Genomic DNA, 22667 nt, shown 5'->3' with positions numbered 1-22667 from the left:
GGTGTGCTCCGTCCCGCCCGGGTGCTCATAAGGTGACCGGGTGTCTCGTGCCATCCGACTCACCCTCTTCGGCGCCTTCGTCCTGCTGCTGCTGATCGGGGCGCTGTCCAGCTTCGTGGTGGTACGGGTGCGGGCCCCGTTCCCGCAGACCGACGGCGAGGTGGTGGTGCCGGGGCTGCGGGCGCCGGTGGAGGTGGTCCGCGACGAGGCCGGCGTCCCGCACCTGTACGGCGACAGCGTCGACGACCTGCACGCCGCCCAGGGCTACGTGCAGGCCCAGGACCGGTTCTTCGAGATGGACGTCCGCCGCCACATCACCGCCGGCCGGCTGAGCGAGCTGTTCGGCGCCTCGCAGCTGGAGACCGACGCGGTGGTGCGCACGCTGGGCTGGCGGCGGGTGGCCGAGCAGGAGCTGGCGATGCTGTCCACCGACGCCCGCCGCCAGCTGCAGGCCCACGCCGCCGGGGTGAACGCCTACCTCAGCTCGCGCAGCCGCGAGGAGCTGGCCCTGGAGTACACCGTGCTCGGGCTGACCGGTCCGCTGCCGGCTCCGGAGCCGTGGGAGCCGGTCGACTCGCTGTCCTGGCTGAAGGCGATGGCCTGGCAGCTCTCCGACGGGCGCACCGAGGAGCTCGAGCGCGCCCGGCTGACCGCGCTGGTCGGCCCGGAGCGCACCGCCGAGCTGTACCCCGCGGCCGACCTCGAGACCCACCGTCCGGTGCTCACCACCGAGACGACCGGGTCCGACGGCCTGGTGCCGGCCGCCGCCGCGCTGCCGGCCGGGGCCGAGGACGCCCTGGCCCGGGCCGGTGCGGCCGTCGCCACGCTGCCGGCCGTGCTGGGTGGGGACACCGGGGCGATCGGCTCCAACGCCTGGGTGCTGTCGGGGGAGCACACCGACAGCGGGGCCCCGCTGCTGGCCAACGACCCGCACCTGGCCGTGTCGGTGCCGTCGGTGTTCCACCAGGTCGGCCTGCACTGCCGCACCGTGGACGAGCGCTGCCCGCTGGACGTCTCCGGTTTCTCCTTCGCCGGCGTGCCGGGGGTGGTGATCGGGCACAACCAGTCGATCGCCTGGGGATTCACCACCCCCTACGTCGACACCGAGGACCTGGTGGTCGAGCGGGTCCGTGCCGACGGCAGCGTCGACCGCGGCGACCGCTGGGAGCCGCTGCAGACCCGCACCGAGCTGCTGCGGGTGCGCGGTGAGGAGGAGCCCCACCGCATCGTGGTGCGCAGCAGCGAGCTGGGACCGCTGCTCTCCGACGTGGACGCCGGCCTCGCGGAGGTGGGCCGGGCGGGCGCCCCGCCGGAGGCCGGGGTCGAGCACGCGGTCGCGCTGCAGTCCACCGCGCTGCGTCCGGGCCGGAGCATGGACGCGCTGCTGCAGCTCAACACCGCCCAGGACTTCGACCAGTTCCGCGGTGCCCTGTCGCTGCTCGGCGCCCCCTCCCAGAACGTCCTCTACGCCGACGTCGCGGGCACCATCGGCTACCAGCTGCCCGGGGCGATCCCGGACCGGGGTGGCCGTCCGGGCCACCTGCCGGCGCTCGGCTGGGAGGCCGGGGCCGCCTGGCGCGGGCTGGTGCCGTTCGAGCAGCTGCCGTGGAGCCGCAACCCCTCCGACGGGATGGTCGTCAGCGCCAACCAGGCCGTGGTCGGCACCGACCGCGCCGAGGACCTGCACACCCAGCCGGCCCGGGGCTGGCGCAGCCAGCAGCTGCGCGACCGGCTGACCGAGCTGAGTGCGGGCGGGGAGACCGTCAGCCCCGAGGAGGCGGAGGCGCTGTTCTACGACACCCGGGTGCGTTACGCCGACGCGCTCGTCCCGCCCCTGGTGGAGGTGGCCCCGCTGGAACCGTGGGTGGCCGACGGGCAGCGGGTGCTGGAGCGCTGGGACCGTCGCGCCGAGGCCGACTCCGCCGGGGCGGCCTGGTTCCACGTCGTGCTGCGCGAGGTGCTGCGGCTGGCCTTCGCCGACGAGCTGCCGCCCGACCTGCAGCCCGACGCCGGCGGGCGCTGGATGGCGGTGCTGGCCCAGCTGGTCGACGACCCCGACAACCCCTGGTGGGACGACGTGCGCACGCCGGAGGTGGAGCGCCGCGACGACGTGCTCGCCCAGGCCAACCTGGCCGCCCGCAAGCAGATCACCGCGCTGATCAGCCGCGACCCCGCCCGCTGGGAGTGGGGCCGGCTGCACCGCCTGCAGCTGGAGCACCAGACCCTCGGCAGCAGCGGGATCGACCCGGTGGAGGCCCTGTTCAACCGCGACGGCCCCGGTCTGGACGGCACCGCCAACGTCGTCGACGCCACCGGCTGGAGCCCCCAGCGCGGCGACTTCGCACCGGTCAGCGGGCCGACCATGCGGATGCTGGTCGACCTCGGCGACCTCGACGCCTCCCGCTGGGTGAACCAGACCGGGGTGTCGGGGCACGCCTTCGCCGAGCACTACGTCGACCAGACCGAGCTGTGGGCCCGCGATGAGATGATGACCTTCAGGCACGGCACGGCGGCGGTGCGCGCGGCGGCCCGGCACACGCTGGTGCTGGTCCCGATCGGCTAGGGGAGGGCGGTGAGCAGGCGGTGAAGCTGTCGGCCCGCGTCGACTACGCCCTGCGGGCGGTGAGCGAGCTGGCGGTGGCCCAGGGCCCGCGCAACGTCGAGCAGCTCTCGGTGGCCCAGGGGATCCCGGCCAAGTACCTCGAGAGCATCCTCGGCGAGCTGCGCCGCGGGCAGCTGCTGCGCAGCCAGCGGGGCCCGGTCGGCGGGTTCCGGCTGGCCCGGCCCGCCGAGGAGATCTCGGTCGCCGACGTCATCCGCGCGCTGGAGGGCGAGCTGGCCAACGTCCGCGGGAACCGGCCCGAGGAGCTGGAGTACTCCGGCGCGGCCGCCCCGCTGCAGCAGGTCTGGATCGCGCTGCGCGCCTCGGAGCGGGCGATCCTGGAGTCGGTCACCCTGGCCCACGTCGCCAGCGGCGAGATGCCGGAGATGGTGCGGACGCTGGTGGCCGAGCCGGCGGCCTGGGCGCGTCCCAGCCGACGCACCAGCTGAGCGTCCGGCCCCTGAGACGACCCTCGACCGCGGGGGAATGCCCGCCTACTGTTCCGGCATTCCCTAGTACGACACCGGGATAAGTAGGACGAGAGGACATCCCGTGCGCAAGCTCATCATCCTGGCCCTGGTCGGCTTCGCCGCCCAGCTGGTCGACGGCAGCCTCGGCATGGCCTACGGCGTCACCTCCTCGACCCTGCTCGTCGCCGTCGCCGGGCTGACCCCGGCCGCCGCCTCCGCCTCGGTGCACTTCTCCGAGATCGTCACCACCGCCGTCTCCGGCGTGAGCCACTGGCGGCTCCGCAACGTCGACTGGCGCGTGGTCGCCCGGATCGCCGGACCGGGGGCGCTCGGGGCCTTCCTCGGCGCCACCGTGCTGAGCCGGCTCTCCACCGAGGTCGCCGCGCCGGTGATGGGCGTCATCCTGCTGCTCCTCGGGCTCTACATCCTCATCCGCTTCGTCGTCGGCTTCACCCCGCGGCTCAAGGGCAACCCGACCATCCGGACGCTCGGTCCGCTCGGCCTGTTCGCCGGGTTCGTCGACGCCACCGGCGGCGGGGGCTGGGGCCCGGTCGGCACCCCGGCCCTGCTGGCCGACGGCCGGCTCGAACCGCGCAAGGTGGTCGGCTCGATCGACACCTCGGAGTTCGCGGTCAGCGTGGCCGCCAGCGTCGGCTTCCTGCTCGGCCTGGGCGCGGCCGGCATCGACTGGGGGATCGCGCTGGCCCTGCTCGTCGGCGGCGTGGTCGCCGCGCCGATCGCCGCGGTGCTGGTGCGCTACGCCCCGGCCCACCTGCTCGGCGTCCTGGTCGGCGGCGTCATCGTGCTGACCAACTCCCGCACCCTGCTGCGCGCCGCCGAGGTCGACCCGGGCGCGCGCTGGTGGGTCTACGGCGCCGTGGTGGTGCTCACCGCCGCCGCGCTGGCCTGGACGGTGCGCCGGGTCCGGCGCCGCCGCGAGACCGAGGCCGCGGCCGCCGAGCCGGAGCGGGTCGGCGCCAGCTCCTGACCGACGTCCCGCGGTACCGGTCTCAGCCGGCCCGGAGCACCCGGGTGGGGGTCACGACGAGGTCCATCCGACGGTCCCAGGCCTGCGTGGGCAGCGTCGGGAGGACCTCGTCGTCGTTGAGCAGCATGATCGTCACCGCGTCCGGACGGGCCTCCCGCAACGCCCGGTCGTACCAACCGGCGCCGGTGCCGAGCCGCTCGCCGCGGGCCGTCCCGGCCAGCGCGGGGCAGACCACGACGCTGGCGGAGGCCAGTGCGCGGGCGCCGAGCCCACGGGCGTCCGGCTCGGGGATGCCGCGCGGCCCGGAGCGCAGCCCGTCCGGCCCGGTGTACCAGGCCCAGTCCGGGCGGCGGCGCGGGGCGCCGTCGGCCCGGCCGACCAGCGGCAGCAGCACCGGGACGTCCTGGGCGGCCAGCCAGCCGACCAGCCGGGTGGTGCCCGGCTCGTCCCCGGTGCCCAGGTAGCAGGCCACCACGGGTTCCCGCTCGGGGGCGAGCAGGGCGGTCAGCCGGTCGAAGCGGGCCAGGTCGTCGGCGGCCCGCTGCTCGGCGGGCCGGACGGCCCGACGCTGGCGGACCGCCCGGCGGAGCAGCTGCTTGGCGCCGGTCAGCGCCTCGTCGTCGGCGGAGGGAGAGGGCACCAGCCCAGTGTGGCGTCTCCGGCCTGCCGGGGAGTGCGGCGACGCGGCACTAGGGTGGGGCTCATGCCCTTGTTCGGCCGCAAGAAGAAAGAGCCGGAGGTCGTGGTCGCCGAGCCGGAGGCCCCCCAGCTGCCGCCGCCTCCCCCGACCGACGAGCGCGGCTGGCGCTCGATGGAGGACCATCGCGACTACCTGCTCGACCAGGTGCACCAGCTGCCCGCCTTCGGCCAGCAGATCCTGGACGCGCTCGACCTCAGCATCTGCGAGGACATCGAGTCCGACGTCGACCTGCCCGGCTTCGACAACTCGGCGATGGACGGCTACGCGGTGCACTTCGGCGACACCCTCGGGGCCGCCGAGGACGCCCCGGTCACGCTGGCCGTGATGGGAGAGATCGCCGCCGGCGACTGGAGCGACGAGCCGCTGCCCCCCGGCACCGCGATCAAGATCATGACCGGCGCGCCGATCCCGCCCGGGGCCGACGCCGTGGTGCCCTACGAGGCCACCGACCGCGGCACCGAGGATGTCCGGGTCTTCGCCGGCGCCCGCGAGGGCCAGCACATCCGCCGCCGTGGCGAGGACGTCAGCGCCGGGGACGTGATGATGCGCTCCGGCGCCCGGGTCGGGGCCCGCGACGTCGGGCTGCTGGCCGCCATCGGTGTCGACAAGGTGATGGTGCGCCCGCGACCGCGGGTGGTGGTGCTCGCCACCGGCTCGGAGCTGGTGGAGCCGGGGCTGGCCCTGAGCAACCCGGCCCAGCTCTACGACTCCAACTCCTACCTGCTGGCCGCCGCGGCCCGTGCGGAGGGGGCGCAGGTGTTCCGGGTCGGCCTGGTCGGCGACGACGCCGAGGCGATCAAGCAGGCGATCTCCGACCAGCTGGTGCGGGCCGACCTCATCATCACCACCGGCGGGGTGAGCCAGGGCGACTACGACGTGGTCAAGGCGGTGATGCCCGAGCTGGGGCTGACCGACTTCTGCGAGGTCGCGATGCAGCCGGGCAAGCCGCAGGGCTTCGGGCTGATCGGGGAGGACCGGGTGCCGATGATCATGCTCCCGGGCAACCCGGTCAGCGCCTACATCTCCTTCGAGGCCTTCGTCCGCCCGGTGATCCGCAAGATGATGGGGGTGGAGCCGCTGTTCCGCCCGCAGGTGCGCGCGATCGCCACCCACCTGCTGCGCTCGGTGCCGGGCAAGAAGCAGTTCGCCCGCGGGCTGGTCACCACCGACCCGGCCGGACGCCGCAGCGTCACCGCGGTCGGCGGCCACGGCTCGCACCTGGTCAGCAGCATGGCCCGGGCCAACGCGCTGATCGTCATGGACCCCGACGTCGACCACGTCCCCGCCGGCTCCCACGTCCCGGTGTGGATGCTGGACGAGGTGTCGTGATGGCCGACCAGCCCGCCCCGGACCAGGCGACCGGCGGCTTCCCGCACCTGGACGACCGGGGCCGGGCGCTGATGGTCGACGTCTCGGCCAAGGACGTCACCGCCCGCTCGGCCACCGCCGCCGGCACCGTGCTGCTCAGCCCCGTCTGCGTGGCGGCCCTGCGGGACGACACGGTGCCCAAGGGTGACGCGCTGGCGGTGGCCCGGATCGCCGGGATCCAGGCCGCCAAGAAGACCCCGGACCTGGTGCCGCTGTGCCACCCGCTGCCGATCAGCGGGGTGAGCGTCGAGCTGGCGGTGCGCGACCACGGCGTCGACATCGAGGCGCAGGTGCGCACCACCGGCCGGACCGGGGTGGAGATGGAGGCGCTCACCGCGGTCAGCGTCGCCGCCCTCGCGCTGGTCGACATGATCAAGGCCGTCGACCGGGAGGCGCGGGTGACCGACGTCCGCGTGCTGGCCAAGTCGGGTGGGCGCAGCGGTGCCTGGACCCGCGGCGACTGAACCGGCGCCGGTGCCCGAGGGCGCCCGGGCGGCGGTGCTGACCGTCTCCACCCGGGCCTCGGCCGGCGTCTACCCCGACCGCACCGGGCCGGTGCTGGTCGAGGCGCTGCGGAGTTGGGGGTTCGCCGAGGTCGCGGTCGAGGTGGTGCCCGACGGCCCGCAGGTGGGACAGCGGCTGCGCGCCCTGGTGGCGGCCGGTCACGACGTCGTGCTGACCACCGGTGGCACTGGGCTGAGCCCCAGCGACCGCACCCCGGAGCAGACCGCGGCCCTGCTCGACCTCGAGCTGCCCCAGATCCCCGCCGAGATCACCCGCCGCGGGGTGGCGGCCGGGGTGCCCACGGCGCTGCTGAGCCGTGGCGTGGCCGGGGTCGCCGGGCGGACGCTGGTGGTCAACCTGCCGGGCTCGCGCGGCGCGGTCCGCGACGGGCTGGCGGTGCTGGCGCCACTGCTGGGCCACGCGGTGGCCCAGCTGCGCGGGGGCGGGGACCACGGGTGAGGAAGGTCGAGTGGCCGGTCTCCCTCGAGCACGACCAGCCGGACGGCACCCGGGTGCACCTGCGCCCGATCCGGCGGCGCGACCGCTCCGGATGGACCGAGGTCCGTGAGCACAACCAGGCCTGGCTGCGGCCCTGGGAGGCGACGCTGCCACCGGGCTCGCCGCCCGGGCCGGCCACCTTCGCCGCACTGGTCCGGCTGCTGTCGGAGCAGGCCCGCCACGGCCGGGCGCTGCCCTGGCTGATCCACCTCACCGAGCAGGGGGCGACCCGGGTGGTCGGCCAGCTGACGGTGAGCGGGATCGTCGGTGGGTCGGCGGCCTGGGGGCAGGTGGGCTACTGGGTGGACCAGCGGGTGGCCGGGCGGGGGATCGTCCCGACTGCGGTGGCGATGGCCGTCGACCACTGCTTCGCCACCCTCGAGATGCACCGGATCGAGATCGCCATCCGGCCCGAGAACGCGGCCAGCCTGCGGGTGGTCGCCAAGCTCGGCTTCCGGCCCGAGGGGCTGCGTCCGCGCTACCTGCACATCGACGGCGACTGGCGCGACCACCTGGTCTTCGCGCTCAACGCCGAGGAGGTGCCGGAGGGGCTGCTGCGGCGCTGGGAGCGGCTGCGGGGCTGAGCCCGTCCCCGTCGACCGCCGACACTCCGTCCCGCCTCGCCGACCGGGCGGCACGCCGCTCCTATGCTCGCGGCGTGGGTACGGGACTGATCTTCGCCGCCATCGTGGCCGCCTGGCTGGCCTACCTCGTCCCCCTCTTCCTGCGTCGGAACCAGGTCGACCTGGACGCCGACGACCCCGCCGACCACTTCTCCTCCTCGGTGCGCATCGTCACCAGCGGCACCGCCCCGCTGGTGGACCAGGACGGGGAGGAGATCAGCGACGTCGAGGTCTCCACGCCGATGACGCGCCGCTCGGCGATCCGGCGGATCCGCGGTCTGGAGCGCCAGGCCGCCTCGCGACGGCGGCGGGTGCTGGTGGTGCTGATGGTCGGGCTGACCCTGTGCCTGGCCGCGGCGGCGTTGGAGCTGCTGCCCTGGTGGAGCCTGGCGGTGCCGGGCGGGCTGCTGCTGGTCTTCCTCGCCGTCGCCCGGATCACCGTGCGGCGGATGGTGCGCCGCCACGACCAGCTGGTGGCGCGGATCCGGGTCGGCTCGGAGGAGGAGACCGTGCTGATCACCGTCGGCGCCGGCGTGGTGGCCGGTGCCGAGGGGCAGGGGACCGGGGAGCCCTCGCGCCCGCTGCGCGGTCTGTGGGACCCGATCCCGGTGACCACCCCCACCTACGTGTCGAAGCCGCTGGCCCCGCGCACCGTGCGCACCATCGACCTCTCCGCCCCCGACGTCACCTCCTCCGGACGCCGCACCCAGCCGGTCCTGGCCGAGACCGGACCGGTGACCGCCGCGCCGACGCCCGAGGTGGTGCCGGAGCCGGTGGTCGAGGTGGAGGACCGCCGGCGCGCCGTCGGCGAGTGAGCCTCAGTCGGGCAGGATCTGCCCGATCGGCTCGCGCTTCTCGGCCTGGAACCGGTCCTCGGTGCGTCCGAACGCCCAGTAGCCCGACAGGCTGACGCAGGAGCGCGGCAGCTGCCGCTCGGCGAAGAAGACGTCGCGCAGCGCCTTCATCGCCTCCCGCTCGCCGTGGGCGAAGACGTCCAGCGGGCCGTCGGCCGGCCAGTCCAGCGCCCGCACCGCGTCGGGCAGGAGGCTGACTGCGCCCGGCTCGGCCCCGCCGCGGTGCAGCCAGGTGACCCGGACGCCCGCAGGCGGGGTCGGCAGCACCTCGTCGGCGGCGGAGTCGACCTCGAGGACCACCTCCCCGCGGGCGTCGTCCGGCAGCGCCTCGACCGCGGTGCTGATCGCCGGTAGCGCCGAGTCGTCCCCGACGAGCAGGTACCAGCCGGCCTCCGGAGAGGGGCTGTAGGCGCCACCGGCGCCGATCACGCCGACCTCGTCGCCGGGCTGCGCGTTGGCCGCCCAGGGGGCGGCGACGCCGTCGGTGCCGTGGGTGACGAAGTCCAGCGTCAGGGTGCCCGCCTCGGTGTCCCAGGCGCGGACGGTGTAGGTCCGCCGCACCGGCGGCTCGCCCTCGACCGGGGTGAAAACGAGCTTGACGTAACGGTCGGTGTGGTCGTTGGAGGAGAGCATCGCGATGTCGTCGCCGCCGAGCACCACCCGGACCAGGTGCGGCGCCAGCAGCTCGGTGGACCGGACGGCGAGGCAGGCGAGGGGACGGGCGGGGCGTGTGCTCATGGCCTGCACCCTAGCCGTAGGTAAGGCTGTCCTATCCGATCCGGGGGGTGGATGCGTGTGTGGGTCGGTCCGCCACGGATACCCCTGAGGAGGCTTGGCCGGTTGAGCAGCCAGCCGGTCAAGCCCTCTCCCCGCCGCCCGGTCGGTCGGGGTGCAGGTGGGCCCGCTCGCCGTCGTGGTCGAAGATGGTGAGGATCTCCACCGGCCCGTCCACGGCGGTGATCGCGTGCGGCACCATCGTGGAGAACTCCGCCGCCTCGCCCTCGGCGACGACGATCGTGCGTTCGGCCAGCTGCAGCCGGGCGGTGCCGGAGAGCACCGTGAACCACTCCCGTCCCGGGTGCACCCGCAGGTCGTCGGGGTCGTAGCGGTGCTCGGGGGTCACCCGCATCTTGGCCACCGTCGTGCCGCGCAGCGCGCGTTCGGGGGAGAGCAGCCAGGTCGTCATCCCGGGGTGGCTGCTCGGGTGCGGCCGGATCACCACGTCCTCGTCCTCGCCCGGCTCGACCAGCTGGTCGATGCTGGTGCCGAGGGCCCGCGCGATCGGGACGAGCTGGTCGAGCGCGATGCGGCGGTGGCCGGTCTCGATGCGGCTCAGCGTGGACGGGCTGAGGTAGCAGCGGGCGGCCAGCGCGTCCAAGGACCACCCCCGGGCGAGCCGGAGACCCCGGATGCGCTGGCGAATGAGGACGTCGACCTCCACTTCTTGCTCCATACGCAAGAGCCTATGTCTCAGGCGCATGGCGCGTCTACCGTGGTGGTGTCGCCGGGGGGACCCGGCTGAGGACGTGAGGAGACACCATGACGAACTACGACGTGGCCGTCGTCGGAGGCAGCTTCGCCGGGCTGAGCGCGGCCGTCCCGCTGGCCCGGTCGCTGCGCTCGGTGCTGGTGGTGGACGCCGGCCAGCCGCGCAACGCCCCCGCCGAGGGCGCCCACAACGTGCTCGGCCACGAGGGCATCGCGCCGCGGGAGCTGCTGGCCGCCGGACGCCGGGAGGCCGAGGGGTACGGGGTCGAGATCTGCGAGGGCGAGGTGGCGACGGTGCGCCGCGAGGGGGACGGGTTCGTCCTGACGCTGTCGGACGGCTCGACCGCCACGGCACGCCGGCTGCTGCTGGCGACCGGGCTGGTCGACGAGCTGCCCGACGTGCCGGGACTCGCCGAGCACTGGGGGACCAGCGTGCTGCACTGCCCCTTCTGCCACGGCTGGGAGGTGCGCGGGAATCGGATCGGCGTCCTCGCCACCGACGCCGCGGCGGTGCACCAGGCGCTGATGTTCCGCCAGCTCAGTCCGCACGTGACGGTGCTGCAGCACACGGTGGCCGACTTCGAGGCCGAGGACTGGGAGAAGCTGGCCGCCGTCGGGGTCGAGGTGGTCTCGGGCGAGGTGCTCCGGGTGGTCGGCGAGGACGGCGCCCTGCGGGCGGTGGAGCTGGCCGGTGGGCACGCCGTCGGCCTGGACGCCCTGGTCGTCGCGCCGCGGTTCGTGGCCCGCGGGGAGCTCTACGAGCAGCTGGGCGGCACCCTGACCGAGGGCCCGCGGGGGCCGTTCATCGAGGCCGGCCCGATGGGGCGCACCGCGCTGCCGGGGGTCTGGGTGGCCGGGAACGCGGGCAACCTGATGGCCTCGGTGGTGCCGGCGATGAGCGAGGGGATGTACGCCGGCTCGGCGATCCACGGCGACCTGCTGATGGCCGACGTCGAGCGCGCCGTGCGGGAACGGGCGGCGGCATGAGCGCGCCGGCGGGGACCAGCGCGGAGTTCTGGGAGGAGCAGTACGCCGACCGGGACCCGGACCGGGGGACCCGGCCCAACGCGGCGCTGGTCGACACGCTGTACGGGCTGCGGCAGCGTCCGGGCTCGGCGCTCGAGCTCGGCTGCGGCCACGGCGGGGACGCGGTGTGGCTGGCCGAGCAGGGCTGGCAGGTGACGGCGACCGACGTCTCGGCCACCGCGCTGGCGCGGACCGCCGCGCTGGCGGAGAGCCGGCGACCGCTCGGCCGGGTGCGGACCGAGCAGCACGACCTCACCGCCTCGCTGCCGGCCGGCGAGTTCGACCTGGTCTACGCCTGCTTCTTCCACAGCACGCTCGGCATCGACCGGGACGCCGTGCTGGCCCGGGCGGCCGAGCGGGTCCGGGTCGGCGGGGTGTTCGTGGCGGTGGACCACGCCTCGTCGGCGCCCTGGTCGTGGACCGCGGACGCCGGCATCGAGTTCCCGAGCCCGCAGCAGACCCGCCGCTCGATCGGCCTGGTCGAGGGCTGGTCACCGGTGCGGGTGGCGGCGGTCCGGCGGCTGGCGACCGGACCGGGCGGTCAGCGGGCCGAGGTGACCGACAACGTCGTCGCGGTCCGGCGGACCCGACGCTGAGGGCGGTGTCGCTGCGCGGGCGGGGGGACGTCCCGGGTTAGTGTGCGAGACCTGTCGTCGACCGTCTCGGAAGGGGTCTGGGTGTCCTGCATCCGCTTCAGCACCGACGCCATGCGCGAGCAGCTGCGGTCGGTGCCGGCCGAGCTGCGGGAGGCCCCGGTGGTCACCGGGGCCGCCGCGCCACCGGTGACCGAGAGCAAGATCCGCCGGCTGCGGCTGCTCGCGGGCGACCCGGACCCGCAGATCCGGGCCAGCGCGGCCAGCAGCCACCACGCCCCGGCGGACCTGCTGGCGCAGCTGGCCCGGGACGCCGAGGTCGGGGTGCGGACGTGGGTGGCCCGCAACCAGGCCGCACCGGCGGACGTCCTGCGGGTGCTGGCGGGCGATGCCGAGGACTCGGTGCGCGCCTGGGTGGCCTACAACGGGTCGACGCCGTCGGAGCTGGTCGCCGCGCTGGGGGAGGACCCGAGCGCGACCGTGCGCAGCATCGTCGCCTGGCGCGCCTCGGTCTGAGCCTGGTGCGGGCCGGCTAGAGCATCGGCCGGGCGAGCGCGATCTGGACCGCCTGCTCGACGCCCTCGGTCCAGGGACGCCCGTGCCCGGGCAGCAGGACGGCGTCGGGGTAGAAGCGCAGCCGCTCCAGCGAGGCGCGGGCCTGCTCGGCCGACGCCGTGGCGGCGCCGGCGACCAGGGTCGGCCCGGTGCGCGAGGTGTAGGGGTCGTCGGTGACCAGCGCGTCACCGACGAGCAGGGCGTCGGCCTCCGCCACGTGCAGGACGCAGTGGCCATCGGTGTGCCCAGGCGTGTGCACCACCAGCGGCTCTCCCGGCACCGGCAGCTGCTGCCCGTCGGACATCGGCTCCACACCGGTCACCGGGGGCACCCGGAGTGCGCCGGCGCGGACCATCGACGCCAGCCCGGGCAGCGCCTTCGGGTAGCGCAGCAGGTAGCGCGGTCGGGCGCGCTCGTGCCGGTACCGGTAGGGGTGCGCGGCCAGCCAGTGGTCGTCGGGGTGCAGGTACACCGGGATGCCGAGCTCGCGGCGGATCCGGGCGGCGGTGCCGATGTGGTCGAAGTGGGCGTGGGTGAGCACGACCGCCCGCAGGTCGGCCATCGACCGGCCGAGCCTGGCCAGGGCGCGTCCGAGCAGGTCCCAGCTGGCCGGTAGACCGGTGTCGACGAGGGTGAACCCCATCTGGGCGTTGCCGAGCAGGTAGCAGTTGACGTGGTGTGCCGACACCAGGTGGACGCCCTCGGCGACCTGCTCCACCGTGTCAGCCACCGCGCACCTCTGCGCCGTCGTGTCGCTGGATCACCATGGCCCCCGTCCTCCGGCTCCTCCGTGCTGCCAGGCTTACCCCGGTCGGTCGACGGCTCACGCGCGGCGAGGAAGGATCTGTGGCGGCCGGCGGTCGCCCCCTCGCGGCGCACCCCTAGGCTCTCGTCGTGGCCTTCGACTGGAAGAGGCTGGAGCGGCAGGACCGGGAGCGGGTCGATCGGGCCGGTCTGGGCATGGGCCTGGGCTGGCTGGTCGGCGGCGTCCTCGCGCTCGTCGGTACGCGGCTGGGCTGGTGGTCCGGCGGGGACTCGGCGGTGGTCGGGGTGGTGCTCGGTGTGGTGTTCCTGGCCGCATACGGCTTCGCCCGCCGGCGTCGCGCGGGACCGGACCGCTGACGTGATCGGGTCCGGAGGTCGGCTCCGGACGGGCCGGTGCCGCGTGGTGCACCAGCGGGAGCACTCTCGACCTGTCCGCGTCTGCGGTGCGAGTGCGCTGCAAGGCGGCGGGAGTCCGTGGGCAGAGGCTTCTGACCGGCTTCACAGGGCGGCGCCCGGTTCGTCGGCGGAGGCGGCGGAGCCTGGGGCGACCGTCCGCAACCGCACGCCGACCGCGCACCCAAGCCACCCCCCGGGGCGCCCGCGCCGACGGCCAACGCACCACCGCCAGCAGCATGCACCGGGCGATGACGACCATGATCCGGCTCCTACCCGCACGCTGGTGGCGCAAGAGCATCGCCGCCGACAGCAACCCGACCTGGCGCTGGCAGCCACCACACCTTCCAGCAACGGCCACAGGACCTAGGAGCAGCTGACACCTGGCCCGTGGTGCCAGCTGGAGGTCAGCAGAGGGCTGCGCGGCGTGCCAGCTGCACCGCAGGTGTTCGGCGACGACGTGTCGTGGGCACAACATCGATCGGGGGGCGTCGCAGGCGGACGAGCCGTCACGCCACATCGAGCGGCTACCGCCGGGTGGTGGAGCTAACGGGATTCGAACCCGTGACCTTCTCATTGCGAACGAGACGCGCTACCAACTGCGCCATAGCCCCTAGCAGGGTGCGACGATACCAGGCCGGGCCAGGCCTGTTGCAACTCCGCGGTCTCAGACGTCCTCGACCTCGACCAGGACGCCGATCTTGTCGATCCGGTGCTCCGGGTTGCCGAACTCGTCGCGCCAGAAGTTGCCCTCCGCGTCGTCCTCCGGTGTGGCGCAGGTCGACAGCGTGATCATCGCCTCGGTGGCCTCCTCGCCGGGCTCGCCCGGCACCGGGGCCCGCTGCTCGGCCAGCGACTCGTCCGAGCGGAACGAGGTCTCGCGGGTGTCGGTGATCTCGTAGGTGTAGCGGACGCCGTCGGCCTCGACGTGCACCTCCTCGCCCTCCTCCAGCTCGGGCAGCTCGAGGAAGGCCTGGGTGGAGGAGAGCCGGTGCGCCGTGACGATGTAGTTGCCGATGCCGCCGGCGCCGGTGCCGCCCTCCTCGCCGTAGGGGCTGGCCGCCACCCCGCCGTCCTGGATCTCGGTGCCGGGTCCGTCGTCGGGCGAGCCCTCGTAGGCGACGACCTCGAGGTCGTCGATGTCGAGGGCGGGGATGCTCAGCTCGGCGTCGCGCGGTTCACCGTCGCTGGCGGCCAGCGTCGGGGTGGGAGTCGGGGTCGGGGTGGCAGTCGCCCGGGGCGTCGGGGTGACGCTCGGCCGGCCCGGGCTCGACGCGCTGGCCGACGGCGTGGCGGCTCCGGACGGCGACGGGCCGGCGGCCGGGTCCGCCGCGGGCGCGCAGGCGGCGGTGAGCAGCAGTCCCGCCGACAGCAGGACACGTCGCAACGTCATGCCCGCACAACGTCCACCTCCTGCCGAAGGTGCCGCCAGACCGCGGTCAGCTGCTCAGGCTCTCCGCGAGCTCGCGCAGGTCGTCGGGGGAGGACGCGTGGTCGTCGGCGACGATGAGCAGCAGCACCTGCTCGCCCCGCTGCACCACCAGCTCCGACCAGCGGTCGGCTCCGTAGCTGCGGCGTCCGGCGTACCAGTCCTCGGACTCCTCGACCGCCTCGACGGTGAGCACCGGGTCGTCGGCACGCGGGCAGCTGCCGAGCTGCGCCCGGTAGTCTGCGGCGAACCGGCCGGCGTCCTCGCCCGAGCCGAAGCCGAGCAGCAGCCCGTTACCGGGCCGGCCCTCCTCGTCGAGGTAGGTCGCGGCCAGCGCGTGCTCCGGGACGGGCGGCTCGGTGGCCTCCCCGCACTGGGGGCTCGCCTCCCACACCGCCTGCTCGGGCTCGACCGCGTGGGTCCAGGTGCCGTTGGGCAGGTACTCGCCCTCGGCGGCCGGACGCTCCTCGGCCCGGAACCCGAGCACCTCCGGCGGCAGGTCGTCCTGGCCGAGGTCGCCGGCCGTGGACGGGGCCGGGGCGGTGGGACGGGGCGGCGCCTCTCGCGGCGTCTCCGGCGCGGGGACCGGGGTGGTGCTCACCGGCGTGGACGGCAGCGGGTCGGACGGGCCGGCGGTCGGGTCGATGCCGGCGGTGCTGGCGCTCGGCTCCGGCGAAGCCGGCGGGTCGTCGTCGCAGGCGGCGAGCCCCAGCACGAGCGCCAGGGCGAGGAGGCCGCCGCAGCGGGGGAGGCGTCCCATCAGTACTCGAAGTGCTGGTAGTCGCGGTTGGCCCAGCGCCCGCCCCAGAAGAAGCCGCGGTCCTCCAGCGCGTCGGTCAGGGTGCTCCCGGTGGTCAGCACCGCCGGGTGCTCCTTCGGCCGGTTCAGTCCGCCGCCGAGGATCCAGCCCTTCCCGTTCGACGGCCACCAGCGCCCGTTGGCGTCCTGGTACGGGTTCTGCACCGGGTTGACGTCGAGGGCGGTCCCGTAGGAGTGCGGTGAGACCGCGTACGGGTTGCCGACCACCTTGCGGCAGTTGAAGCCGGAGGTGTTGTTGGCCGCCATCTGGTCGGGGTCGTCGCCCTTCCACACGTTCGGGTTGTCCATCCGGGCGATCGGGTAGTCGCGCTCGTAGGCCGCCCGGAAGGCCGCGACCACGTCGTCGGCGAGGAAGTCGCGCACGATCATCTCCCCGAAGCGGAGCCGGTCGCCCTGGTCGCGGTGCAGCATCACGATCTTGCGCAGCCGGGACGGCCCGACCGGGCAGCCGGCGCGGTAGGTGTGGCGGACGTCGGCCGAGCTCACCGGCAGCGTCACGTACCGGAAGGGCGAGGTCGCCCGGGCCCCGGCCGAACGGCTCCAGGTGATCCGTCCCTCGTCGAAGGTCTGGGTGCAGGTGCCGCCGCTGCACCGCTCGTCGCCGTCGGGGTAGCCCAGCACGCTGCGCTCGTAGCCGTAGCCGGCCCAGTGGGTGAGGATCGCGCCCCACACCGCGTGCGCCCCGGTGAACGGCGACCAGTAGATGCTGCCGCCGGTGAACTTCTGCAGGCACCCACCGTCGACCAGGCCGCACCACTCGGCCTGGATGGGGAAGCCGAGCGTCCCGCGCTCCCAGCCGGCGCGGCCGTAGGCGCCGAGGATCGAGCCCCACACCGGGTGCGCGCCGGTGCCCGGCGACCAGTACACGGTGCCGCCCTGGAACTTCTGCAGACAGCCGCCGCCGCGCAGCCCGCACCACTCGTCCTCGACCGGCATCCGCAGGGCGCCGCGCTCCCAGCCGGCGCGGCCGTACGCGCCCAGGACCGCCCCCCAGACCGGGTGCGCGCCCGTGCCGCTCGACCAGTAGACGGTGCCGCCGGTGAACTTCTGCAGGCAGCCCCCGTCGCGCAGGCCGCACCACTCCGCCTGGGTCGGGAAGCCCAGCGGGCCGCGCTCCCAGCCGTGCCGGCCGTAGGCCGAGCGGATCGCCCCGGTGACCGGGTGGGCGCCGGCACCCGGGCTCCAGTAGATCCAGGCGCGGTCGAACTTCTGCAGGCAGCCGTCCTCGGGCAGCCCGCACCACTCGTCCTGGCTGGGGAACCCGCTCTCGGCCGGACCGCCGAGCGCGGTGTAGCGGGCGAGCACCGCACCGCGGACGATCCAGGCGGTGTCGGCTCCCGGCGGCTGGTAGAGGTGACCGCCCTCGTAGCGGGCGTAGCGGCCGCCGGCGACGGGACGCTCCGCCGCCACGACCGCACCGAGCGGGCCGTCGGCGCCACCGGTTTCGCGGTAGCGGCGCGCGATCGGCGTCTCGGCCGGGGCGGCGGCCCGGCTCCGCGACCGGAGGCCCGGCTCTTCCGGGTCGGTGTCCGGCTGCTTCTCGGCGACCTCGGTGCCGGGCCCGGAGGGGGCCGGGGCCGAGGGAGAGGCCGTCTCCGTCGGAGCGGCAGACGTCGGGGCCGCGCTCGGGGTGGGCGTCTCCGGCATCGGCACGGCGGTCGAGGTCGGCGTCGACGACGGGCTCGGGGCGCTCGGCGCGGTCGCCGACGGGGACGCCGGTGCACTCGGGTCGGGGACGACCGCCGACGCGGACGCCGCGGGCTCGGAGGCGGGGGCTGCCGGTGGCGTCACGCCGTCGTCCCGGGTGGTGCACCACCCCTCCACGGGCACCGCCTCGTCGAGCTCGGCGCGGATCTCCGCTGAGCCGCTGCGTCCGGTCACCACGGCCACGAGGTCGAGGTGGCACTCCTCGCCCTCACGGACCCCCGGCACGACGGTGGTGCAGACGACCCGGTCGGCGTCGCCGCGGCACGCGTCGGCCTCCGCCGTGCCGGCGCCGCCCGTGTCCTCGGCCCGGGCCCCGCCGGCCTCGGGAGTCTCCTCACCGGCGGTCAGCGTGACGTCGTCCAGCGGGTCATCACCCGACCACGTCCCGGCGACGGTGATGCGGACGGCGTCGGTCGCCGCGTCCTCGGCGGCCACCGCGGCGGTGGCGCTGAGCTCGAGCCGCGGCGACGCGACCGCGGTCGGCAGCAGCGTGCCGACGAGCACGAACGCGAGCAGCAGGACGGGGACGGGACGCAGACGGGACACCGGCACTCCTCAGCAGGGGGTGGTGCCACCCAAGCACGAAGCCGCTGCCGAGGGCGAGCCTCCACTCAGCGACGCGCCGGGGTGCTGAGGTGCCCGGCACCGGAGGCCAGCCGCTGCTCGACCAGCGCGCGCCGGGCCTCCGCACCGCCCGCGACCAGCCGGTCCAGCTCGTCGGGGCCGACCACCGTCACCGCCACCAGGTCCACCGGCCCACCGGGGGTCTCGACCCGCAGAGCCCGTCCGGGCACCGGCATCCCGAGCAGCACGCCGACCGTGCCCTGCGGCGACCGCAGCTCCGCCGGTGCGGCGTCCCCGAGCGGCAGCTCCATCGACAGCACGCCGTGCTGCTCCAGCCGGTCGGAGAGACCGCCGAGGTGGGCGACGTTCATCGCCAGCTGCTCGACCAGGCTGAACTGCCAGCTGGCCCGCAGCTCGGCGAACTCGGCACCGACCAGGTCCGGGGTCTCCAGGAACACCTCGCAGCCGACGCCGGGGGTCGCCTCGTCGGTGTCGACGTCGGGGTCGGAGAGCCCGTCGGAGGCCAGCACCAGCGTCTGCGGCGTGCGCACCACCCGGTAGCTCTGCCGGATGCCGGGCCAGCGCGGTGCGCCGGTGAACATCGGGTTGAGCAGGTAGCTGATCCGGTCGGTGTCGCTCACGCCGATCCCGTCCCAGTAGGCGTCGACGGCGCGCTGGACGGCGGCGGTGTGCGGGTTGTCGTGGCTCGGACCCGCTGCCTCCGGCGCTCCGCCGTCCGGCGGTCCGGCCGGGGCCGCGTCGGCAGCCGCGGGCGCCGGCTCGGACGGTGCGTCGGGCTGGTCGGTCGAGGGGGCGGTCGGGCGGCGGAAGATGCGGTCGAACAGTCCCACGGTGTGGCCTCTCGCTCGGCGGTCCGGCCTCGACGGTAGGCCGCGGCAGGGCCAGGTCGGGGCGCCGGCGGCCCGGGTGCATGGCGCGGGCGCGCCCTGGGTAGCCCGGAGGCATGGCATCCCACCCCCGCATCGCCCACCCCTGGGGTCGGCGCACCCCCTACGGACCCGGCGAGCCGTGGCCGGTGCGCGAGGACGTCCAGCTGGCCGACGGGCTGACCCCCGACGACGTCGACCGCTGGGTGCAGTCGGCGGCCGTCCTGCACTCCAACGGCGACGGTCTCGACATCGCGGTCAAGGACGGCCGGATCGTGGGTGTCCGCGGTCGCACCGTGGACCGGGTCAACCACGGCCGGCTCGGGCCCAAGGACCTGTTCGGCTGGCAGGCCAACCACTCACCGGACCGGCTGACCCGACCGCTGGTCCGCCGCGACGGACGCCTGGTCGAGACCAGCTGGGAGACCGCCATGGGCGTCGTCGTCGATCGCACCCGGGAGCTGCTGGCCGAGCAGGGACCGAGCGCGCTCGGCTTCTACACCACCGGCCAGCTGTTCCTCGAGGAGTACTACACCCTCGGCCTGATCGCCCACGGCGGTCTGGGCACCAACCACGTCGACGGCAACACCCGGCTCTGCACGGCCACCGCCGCCGCGGCCCTCAAGCAGAGCTTCGCCAGCGACGGCCAGCCCGGCAGCTACGCCGACATCGACCATGCGGACACGATCGCCCTGTTCGGCCACAACATGGCCGAGACGCAGAGCGTCACCTGGACCCGCGTGCTGGACCGGCTGGCCGGCCCGAACCCGCCCCGGGTGCTCTGCGTCGACCCGCGCGAGACGCCGGTGGCCCGCGCCGCCACCGTGCACCTGCGCCCGCGCCCGGGCACCAACGTCATGCTGATGAACGCGCTGCTGCGCGAGCTCATCGAGCACGACTGGGTCGACCACGCCTACGTCGACGCCCACACCGTCGGCTACGACGAGCTGGTGCAGCGGGTGGCTGACTACCCGGTGGAACGGGCCGCGCAGGTGTGCGACGTCCCGGTCGGGGACCTGCACGAGGCCGCCCGGCTACTCGGCACCGCCGGACGGCTGCTGAGCACGGTGCTGCAGGGCTTCTACCAGTCCCACCAGGCCACCGCCGCCGCGGTGCAGGTCAACAACGTGCACCTGCTCCGCGGCATGCTCGGCCGGCCCGGCTGCGGTGTGCTGCAGATGAACGGCCAGCCCACCGCCCAGAACACCCGCGAGGCCGGCGCCGACGGTGACCTGCCCGGGTTCCGCAACTGGTCCAACGACGCCCACGTCGCCGACCTGGCCCGGATCTGGAACATCGACCCGATGGACATCCCGCACTACGCGGCCCCGACCCACCTGATGCAGATCATGCGCTACGCCGAGCAGGGCACCATCCGGCTGCTCTGGGTCACCGGCACCAACCCCGCGGTGTCGCTGCCCGAGCTGGCGCGGGTGCGCCGGATCCTCGCGCAGGAGCGGCTGCTGCTGGTGGTGCAGGACATCTTCCTCACCGAGACCGCCCAGCTCGCCGACGTGGTGCTGCCCGCGGCCGCGTGGGGGGAGAAGACCGGCACCTTCACCAACACCGACCGCACCGTGCACCTGTCGGAGAAGGCGGTCGAGCCGCCGGGAGAGGCCCGTCCCGACCTCGACATCTTCCTCGACTACGCCCGCGGGCTCGACCTGCGCGACCAGGACGGTGACCCGCTGGTGAAGTGGTCCGACGCCGAGGGTGCCTTCGAGGGCTGGAAGGAGTGCAGCCGGGGACGCCCCTGCGACTACAGCGGGCTCAGCTACGACCGGCTGCGCGGCGGCAGCGGGATCCAGTGGCCCTGCACCGAGGACGCACCGGACGGCACCGAACGGCTCTACGCCGACGGCAGGTTCTTCAGCGCCCCCGACTACTGCGAGAGCTACGGCCGCGACCTCGTCACCGGTGCGCCCGTGTCGCCGGTGGAGTACCGGGCGCTCAACCCCGACGGCCGGGCGGTGATCAAGGCCGCCGCCTACCAGTCGGCGCACGAGCGTCCCGACGCCGAGCTCCCCTTCCAGCTGATCACCGGGCGCACCATCTACCACTTCCACACCCGCACCAAGACCGGACGGGCGCCCGAGCTGCAGGCCGCCGCCCCCGACGTGTGGGTGGAGGTCGCCGCGGCCGACGCCGCCGAGCAGGGCTGGGTGGAGGGCGACCTGCTCGAGGTCTCGACGCCGCGAGGATCGGTGCAGGCCCGCCTCCGGGTGGGTGGGATCCGGCCCGGGGTGCTGTTCCTGCCGTTCCACTACGGCTACTGGGACACCGGGGGCGGGCATGCACCGGACGGCCCCGGCCGTGCCGCGAACGAGCTCACCCTCACCGACTGGGACCCGGCCTCCAAGCAGCCGATCTTCAAGACCGCCGCCGCCCGCGCCCGACGGGTCGACGGCGACCGGACGGCAGCGGATGCCGGGCCGACGCGGACGGAGGAGGAGCGGTGAGCCGACTGGCGACCGCGATCGCGGACCTGCACCTGGCCGAGCAGGAGCTGGCTGCGGCCTTCGGTGCGATGGCGCAGCGGCACTCCGAGGACCACGAGGTGTTCCACCTCAGCCGCGACCTCGCGGAGTGGTCCGCCCGGCACGTGGACGAGCTGGCCCACCTCGCCTCCGACCGCGACATCGCCCTCATCGGGGCCGACGCCGACCGTGCCGACGACGCCCCGGCCGGGGTCGGTGGCCGTCGGGCGGTCCGCGACCGCGACGACCCGTCGCTGCGGCTGCTGGACGACCTGCGCGACGTGCACCGCCGGGCCGCCGGGGTGTCGCTGGACTGGGAGGTGCTGGCGCAGGCCGCGCAGACCCTCCGCGACGGCGAGCTGCTGGCCGCGTGCCAGCGCGCCCATCCCGACACCCTGCGCCAGATGCGCTGGGCCGACGCCATGCTCAAGTCGGTCGCGCCGCAGGTCATGGCGAGCGGATGAGCGGACCAGAGAGGGTCGTGCTGCGGCCGTTCGCGACCCCGCTGCCGCTGGGCTTCCTCGGGCTGTTCGTCGCCACTGCTTCCTTCGCCGCGCTGCAGCTGTCCTGGGTGCCGGCCGAGCAGGGCCAGCCGCTGGCCCTGGCCGCGCTGCTCCTCACCGCACCGGTCCAGCTGGTCGCGGTCGTGCTCGGCTTCCTCGCCTGCGACCCCGTGGCCGGGACGGGGGCGGGCGTGCTGGTCGGCACCTGGGCCGCCGATGGGCGTGCTGCTGCTCGCGGCTGTCAGCCTGTACGCCGCCCTGGCCTTCGAGCTCGAGGGCGTACGGGGGCGGGCTGTGCTGCCCACCGGCCGCAGGGCCCCTGACGGCGCCCCGGGGGATCCGCCCCAGCTCTGAGTGCGCCGACCCGTACCGGGTAGGGCAGCAGGACGCGACGTCCGGGCCCGGACCGGACGCGACCTGACGACAGGAGGACGACCGTGAGCGTGGCCGACCAGATGCTGCAGAGCTACCCCGCCGACCTCGGCGGGATCGACCGCGAGAAGCTGCGCGCCTGCATCGAGGCGTGCCTGGAGTGCGCCCAGGCCTGCACCGCCTGCGCCGACGCCTGCCTCAGCGAGGAGGCGGTGGCCGACCTGCGCACCTGCATCCGCACCGACCTCGACTGCGCCGACGTGTGCGAGACCACCGGCCGGGTGCTGTCGCGGCACACCGGCTACGACGCGAACGTCACCCGGGCCGTGCTCGAGGCCTGCGCCACGGTGTGCCGGGCGTGCGGCGACGAGTGCGCCTCCCACGCGGAGATGCACGAGCACTGCCGGGTGTGCGCGGAGGCCTGCCGCCGGTGCGAGCAGGCCTGCCGCGAGCTGCTCAGCAGCCTCGGCTGAGCGCCGTCG

At 74.9% G+C, this 22667-nt stretch carries 24 protein-coding genes and 1 tRNA gene; 16 read left to right on the top strand and 9 right to left on the bottom strand.

Features of this window, described 5'->3' with window-relative positions; all coding sequences use genetic code 11:
• The first annotated feature begins 40 nt into the window (after window positions 1–40).
• From DT076_RS05380 to DT076_RS05370, 3 genes are all read left to right on the top strand, one after another.
• Window positions 41–2563 (top strand): penicillin acylase family protein, encoded by a 2523-nt coding sequence (locus DT076_RS05380; RefSeq protein WP_114125589.1) that lies wholly within the window; start codon window positions 41–43, stop codon window positions 2561–2563.
• Window positions 2564–2583: 20 nt separating this feature from the next.
• The gene (locus DT076_RS05375) at window positions 2584–3051 is read left to right on the top strand and encodes an RrF2 family transcriptional regulator (RefSeq protein ID WP_114125588.1); all 468 of its coding nucleotides are present in this window, start codon (window positions 2584–2586) and stop codon (window positions 3049–3051) included.
• Window positions 3052–3154: 103 nt separating this feature from the next.
• Entirely contained in the window at window positions 3155–4060 is a 906-nt protein-coding gene (locus DT076_RS05370) for a sulfite exporter TauE/SafE family protein (RefSeq protein WP_114125587.1), read from the top strand.
• A 22-nt stretch (window positions 4061–4082) separates the two neighbouring features.
• On the opposite strand, the gene DT076_RS05365 is transcribed toward DT076_RS05370, so the two are convergent.
• Entirely contained in the window at window positions 4083–4700 is a 618-nt protein-coding gene (locus DT076_RS05365; protein ID WP_158548052.1) for a 5-formyltetrahydrofolate cyclo-ligase, read from the bottom strand.
• A 63-nt stretch (window positions 4701–4763) separates the two neighbouring features.
• On the opposite strand from DT076_RS05365, the gene glp reads away from it, so the two are divergent.
• From glp to sepX, 5 genes are all read left to right on the top strand, one after another.
• Entirely contained in the window at window positions 4764–6089 is a 1326-nt protein-coding gene (gene glp / locus DT076_RS05360; protein ID WP_114125585.1) for a molybdotransferase-like divisome protein Glp, read from the top strand.
• Window positions 6089–6592, top strand: coding sequence for a cyclic pyranopterin monophosphate synthase MoaC (gene moaC / locus DT076_RS05355; RefSeq protein WP_114125584.1), 504 nt, complete (start codon window positions 6089–6091; stop codon window positions 6590–6592). The genes glp and moaC overlap by 1 nt, the downstream gene beginning before the upstream one ends.
• A complete protein-coding gene (locus DT076_RS05350) occupies window positions 6570–7091 on the top strand; it encodes a MogA/MoaB family molybdenum cofactor biosynthesis protein (RefSeq protein WP_233493656.1) in 522 nt (173 codons plus the stop codon). Before moaC ends, DT076_RS05350 begins: the two co-directional genes overlap by 23 nt.
• Complete coding sequence (locus DT076_RS05345; RefSeq protein WP_114125582.1) at window positions 7088–7714, top strand: GNAT family N-acetyltransferase; 627 nt, start codon at window positions 7088–7090, stop codon at window positions 7712–7714. The genes DT076_RS05350 and DT076_RS05345 overlap by 4 nt, the downstream gene beginning before the upstream one ends.
• A 74-nt stretch (window positions 7715–7788) precedes the next feature.
• Complete coding sequence (gene sepX / locus DT076_RS05340; protein ID WP_114125581.1) at window positions 7789–8568, top strand: divisome protein SepX/GlpR; 780 nt, start codon at window positions 7789–7791, stop codon at window positions 8566–8568.
• Window positions 8569–8571: 3 nt separating this feature from the next.
• Here sepX and DT076_RS05335 read toward each other — a convergent pair whose 3' ends face one another.
• Window positions 8572–9345 carry a siderophore-interacting protein gene (locus tag DT076_RS05335; RefSeq protein WP_114125580.1) on the bottom strand — a complete coding sequence of 258 codons (774 nt, stop codon included), beginning with the start codon at window positions 9343–9345 and terminating at the stop codon, window positions 8572–8574.
• A 118-nt stretch (window positions 9346–9463) separates the two neighbouring features.
• On the bottom strand, window positions 9464–10060 hold the full coding sequence (locus DT076_RS05330; RefSeq protein WP_114125579.1) for a helix-turn-helix domain-containing protein: 597 nt from the start codon (window positions 10058–10060) through the stop codon (window positions 9464–9466).
• Window positions 10061–10146: 86 nt separating this feature from the next.
• Between DT076_RS05330 and DT076_RS05325 the strand changes: the two genes are divergently transcribed.
• The 3 genes from DT076_RS05325 to DT076_RS05315 all read left to right on the top strand — a co-directional run bounded on the left by DT076_RS05325 (window position 10147) and on the right by DT076_RS05315 (window position 12230).
• Window positions 10147–11082 carry an NAD(P)/FAD-dependent oxidoreductase gene (locus DT076_RS05325; protein ID WP_114125578.1) on the top strand — a complete coding sequence of 312 codons (936 nt, stop codon included), beginning with the start codon at window positions 10147–10149 and terminating at the stop codon, window positions 11080–11082.
• On the top strand, window positions 11079–11717 hold the full coding sequence (locus DT076_RS05320; protein ID WP_114125577.1) for a class I SAM-dependent methyltransferase: 639 nt from the start codon (window positions 11079–11081) through the stop codon (window positions 11715–11717). Before DT076_RS05325 ends, DT076_RS05320 begins: the two co-directional genes overlap by 4 nt.
• Before the next feature lie 81 nt (window positions 11718–11798).
• Window positions 11799–12230 carry a hypothetical protein gene (locus DT076_RS05315; RefSeq protein WP_114125684.1) on the top strand — a complete coding sequence of 144 codons (432 nt, stop codon included), beginning with the start codon at window positions 11799–11801 and terminating at the stop codon, window positions 12228–12230.
• A 16-nt stretch (window positions 12231–12246) separates the two neighbouring features.
• Here DT076_RS05315 and DT076_RS05310 read toward each other — a convergent pair whose 3' ends face one another.
• Entirely contained in the window at window positions 12247–12999 is a 753-nt protein-coding gene (locus tag DT076_RS05310; protein ID WP_199538970.1) for an MBL fold metallo-hydrolase, read from the bottom strand.
• A gap of 164 nt (window positions 13000–13163) precedes the next feature.
• Between DT076_RS05310 and DT076_RS05305 the strand changes: the two genes are divergently transcribed.
• Window positions 13164–13391 carry a hypothetical protein gene (locus DT076_RS05305; protein ID WP_114125576.1) on the top strand — a complete coding sequence of 76 codons (228 nt, stop codon included), beginning with the start codon at window positions 13164–13166 and terminating at the stop codon, window positions 13389–13391.
• A gap of 574 nt (window positions 13392–13965) precedes the next feature.
• On the opposite strand, the gene DT076_RS05295 is transcribed toward DT076_RS05305, so the two are convergent.
• The 5 genes from DT076_RS05295 to DT076_RS05270 all read right to left on the bottom strand — a co-directional run bounded on the left by DT076_RS05295 (window position 13966) and on the right by DT076_RS05270 (window position 18797).
• Window positions 13966–14041 (bottom strand) — tRNA-Ala (locus tag DT076_RS05295).
• 53 nt (window positions 14042–14094) lie between these two features.
• Window positions 14095–14820: a sortase domain-containing protein gene (locus tag DT076_RS05290; protein WP_114125575.1), complete on the bottom strand. Its 726-nt coding sequence runs from the start codon at window positions 14818–14820 to the stop codon at window positions 14095–14097.
• 46 nt (window positions 14821–14866) lie between these two features.
• Window positions 14867–15616: a hypothetical protein gene (locus tag DT076_RS19150; protein ID WP_147264061.1), complete on the bottom strand. Its 750-nt coding sequence runs from the start codon at window positions 15614–15616 to the stop codon at window positions 14867–14869.
• Window positions 15616–17928 (bottom strand): M15 family metallopeptidase, encoded by a 2313-nt coding sequence (locus DT076_RS05275; protein ID WP_114125573.1) that lies wholly within the window; start codon window positions 17926–17928, stop codon window positions 15616–15618. Before DT076_RS05275 ends, DT076_RS19150 begins: the two co-directional genes overlap by 1 nt.
• A gap of 65 nt (window positions 17929–17993) precedes the next feature.
• Window positions 17994–18797, bottom strand: coding sequence for a suppressor of fused domain protein (locus tag DT076_RS05270; RefSeq protein ID WP_114125572.1), 804 nt, complete (start codon window positions 18795–18797; stop codon window positions 17994–17996).
• Window positions 18798–18910: 113 nt separating this feature from the next.
• Here DT076_RS05270 and DT076_RS05265 point away from each other — a divergent pair, with 113 nt between their 5' ends.
• From DT076_RS05265 to DT076_RS05250, 4 genes are all read left to right on the top strand, one after another.
• Window positions 18911–21292, top strand: coding sequence for a molybdopterin oxidoreductase family protein (locus DT076_RS05265; protein ID WP_114125571.1), 2382 nt, complete (start codon window positions 18911–18913; stop codon window positions 21290–21292).
• Entirely contained in the window at window positions 21289–21774 is a 486-nt protein-coding gene (locus tag DT076_RS05260) for a hypothetical protein (protein ID WP_114125570.1), read from the top strand. The genes DT076_RS05265 and DT076_RS05260 overlap by 4 nt, the downstream gene beginning before the upstream one ends.
• Entirely contained in the window at window positions 21771–22136 is a 366-nt protein-coding gene (locus DT076_RS05255; protein WP_147264060.1) for a hypothetical protein, read from the top strand. The genes DT076_RS05260 and DT076_RS05255 overlap by 4 nt, the downstream gene beginning before the upstream one ends.
• A gap of 114 nt (window positions 22137–22250) precedes the next feature.
• On the top strand, window positions 22251–22658 hold the full coding sequence (locus tag DT076_RS05250; protein WP_233493655.1) for a four-helix bundle copper-binding protein: 408 nt from the start codon (window positions 22251–22253) through the stop codon (window positions 22656–22658).
• Window positions 22659–22667: the final 9 nt, after the last annotated feature.

It is taken from the genome of Desertihabitans brevis (genome assembly GCF_003327535.1).
GTDB lineage: Bacteria > Actinomycetota > Actinomycetes > Propionibacteriales > Propionibacteriaceae > Desertihabitans > Desertihabitans brevis.
The sequence above is the reverse complement of the archived record's forward strand: the minus strand, read 5'-3'. Positions and strand labels throughout refer to the sequence as shown.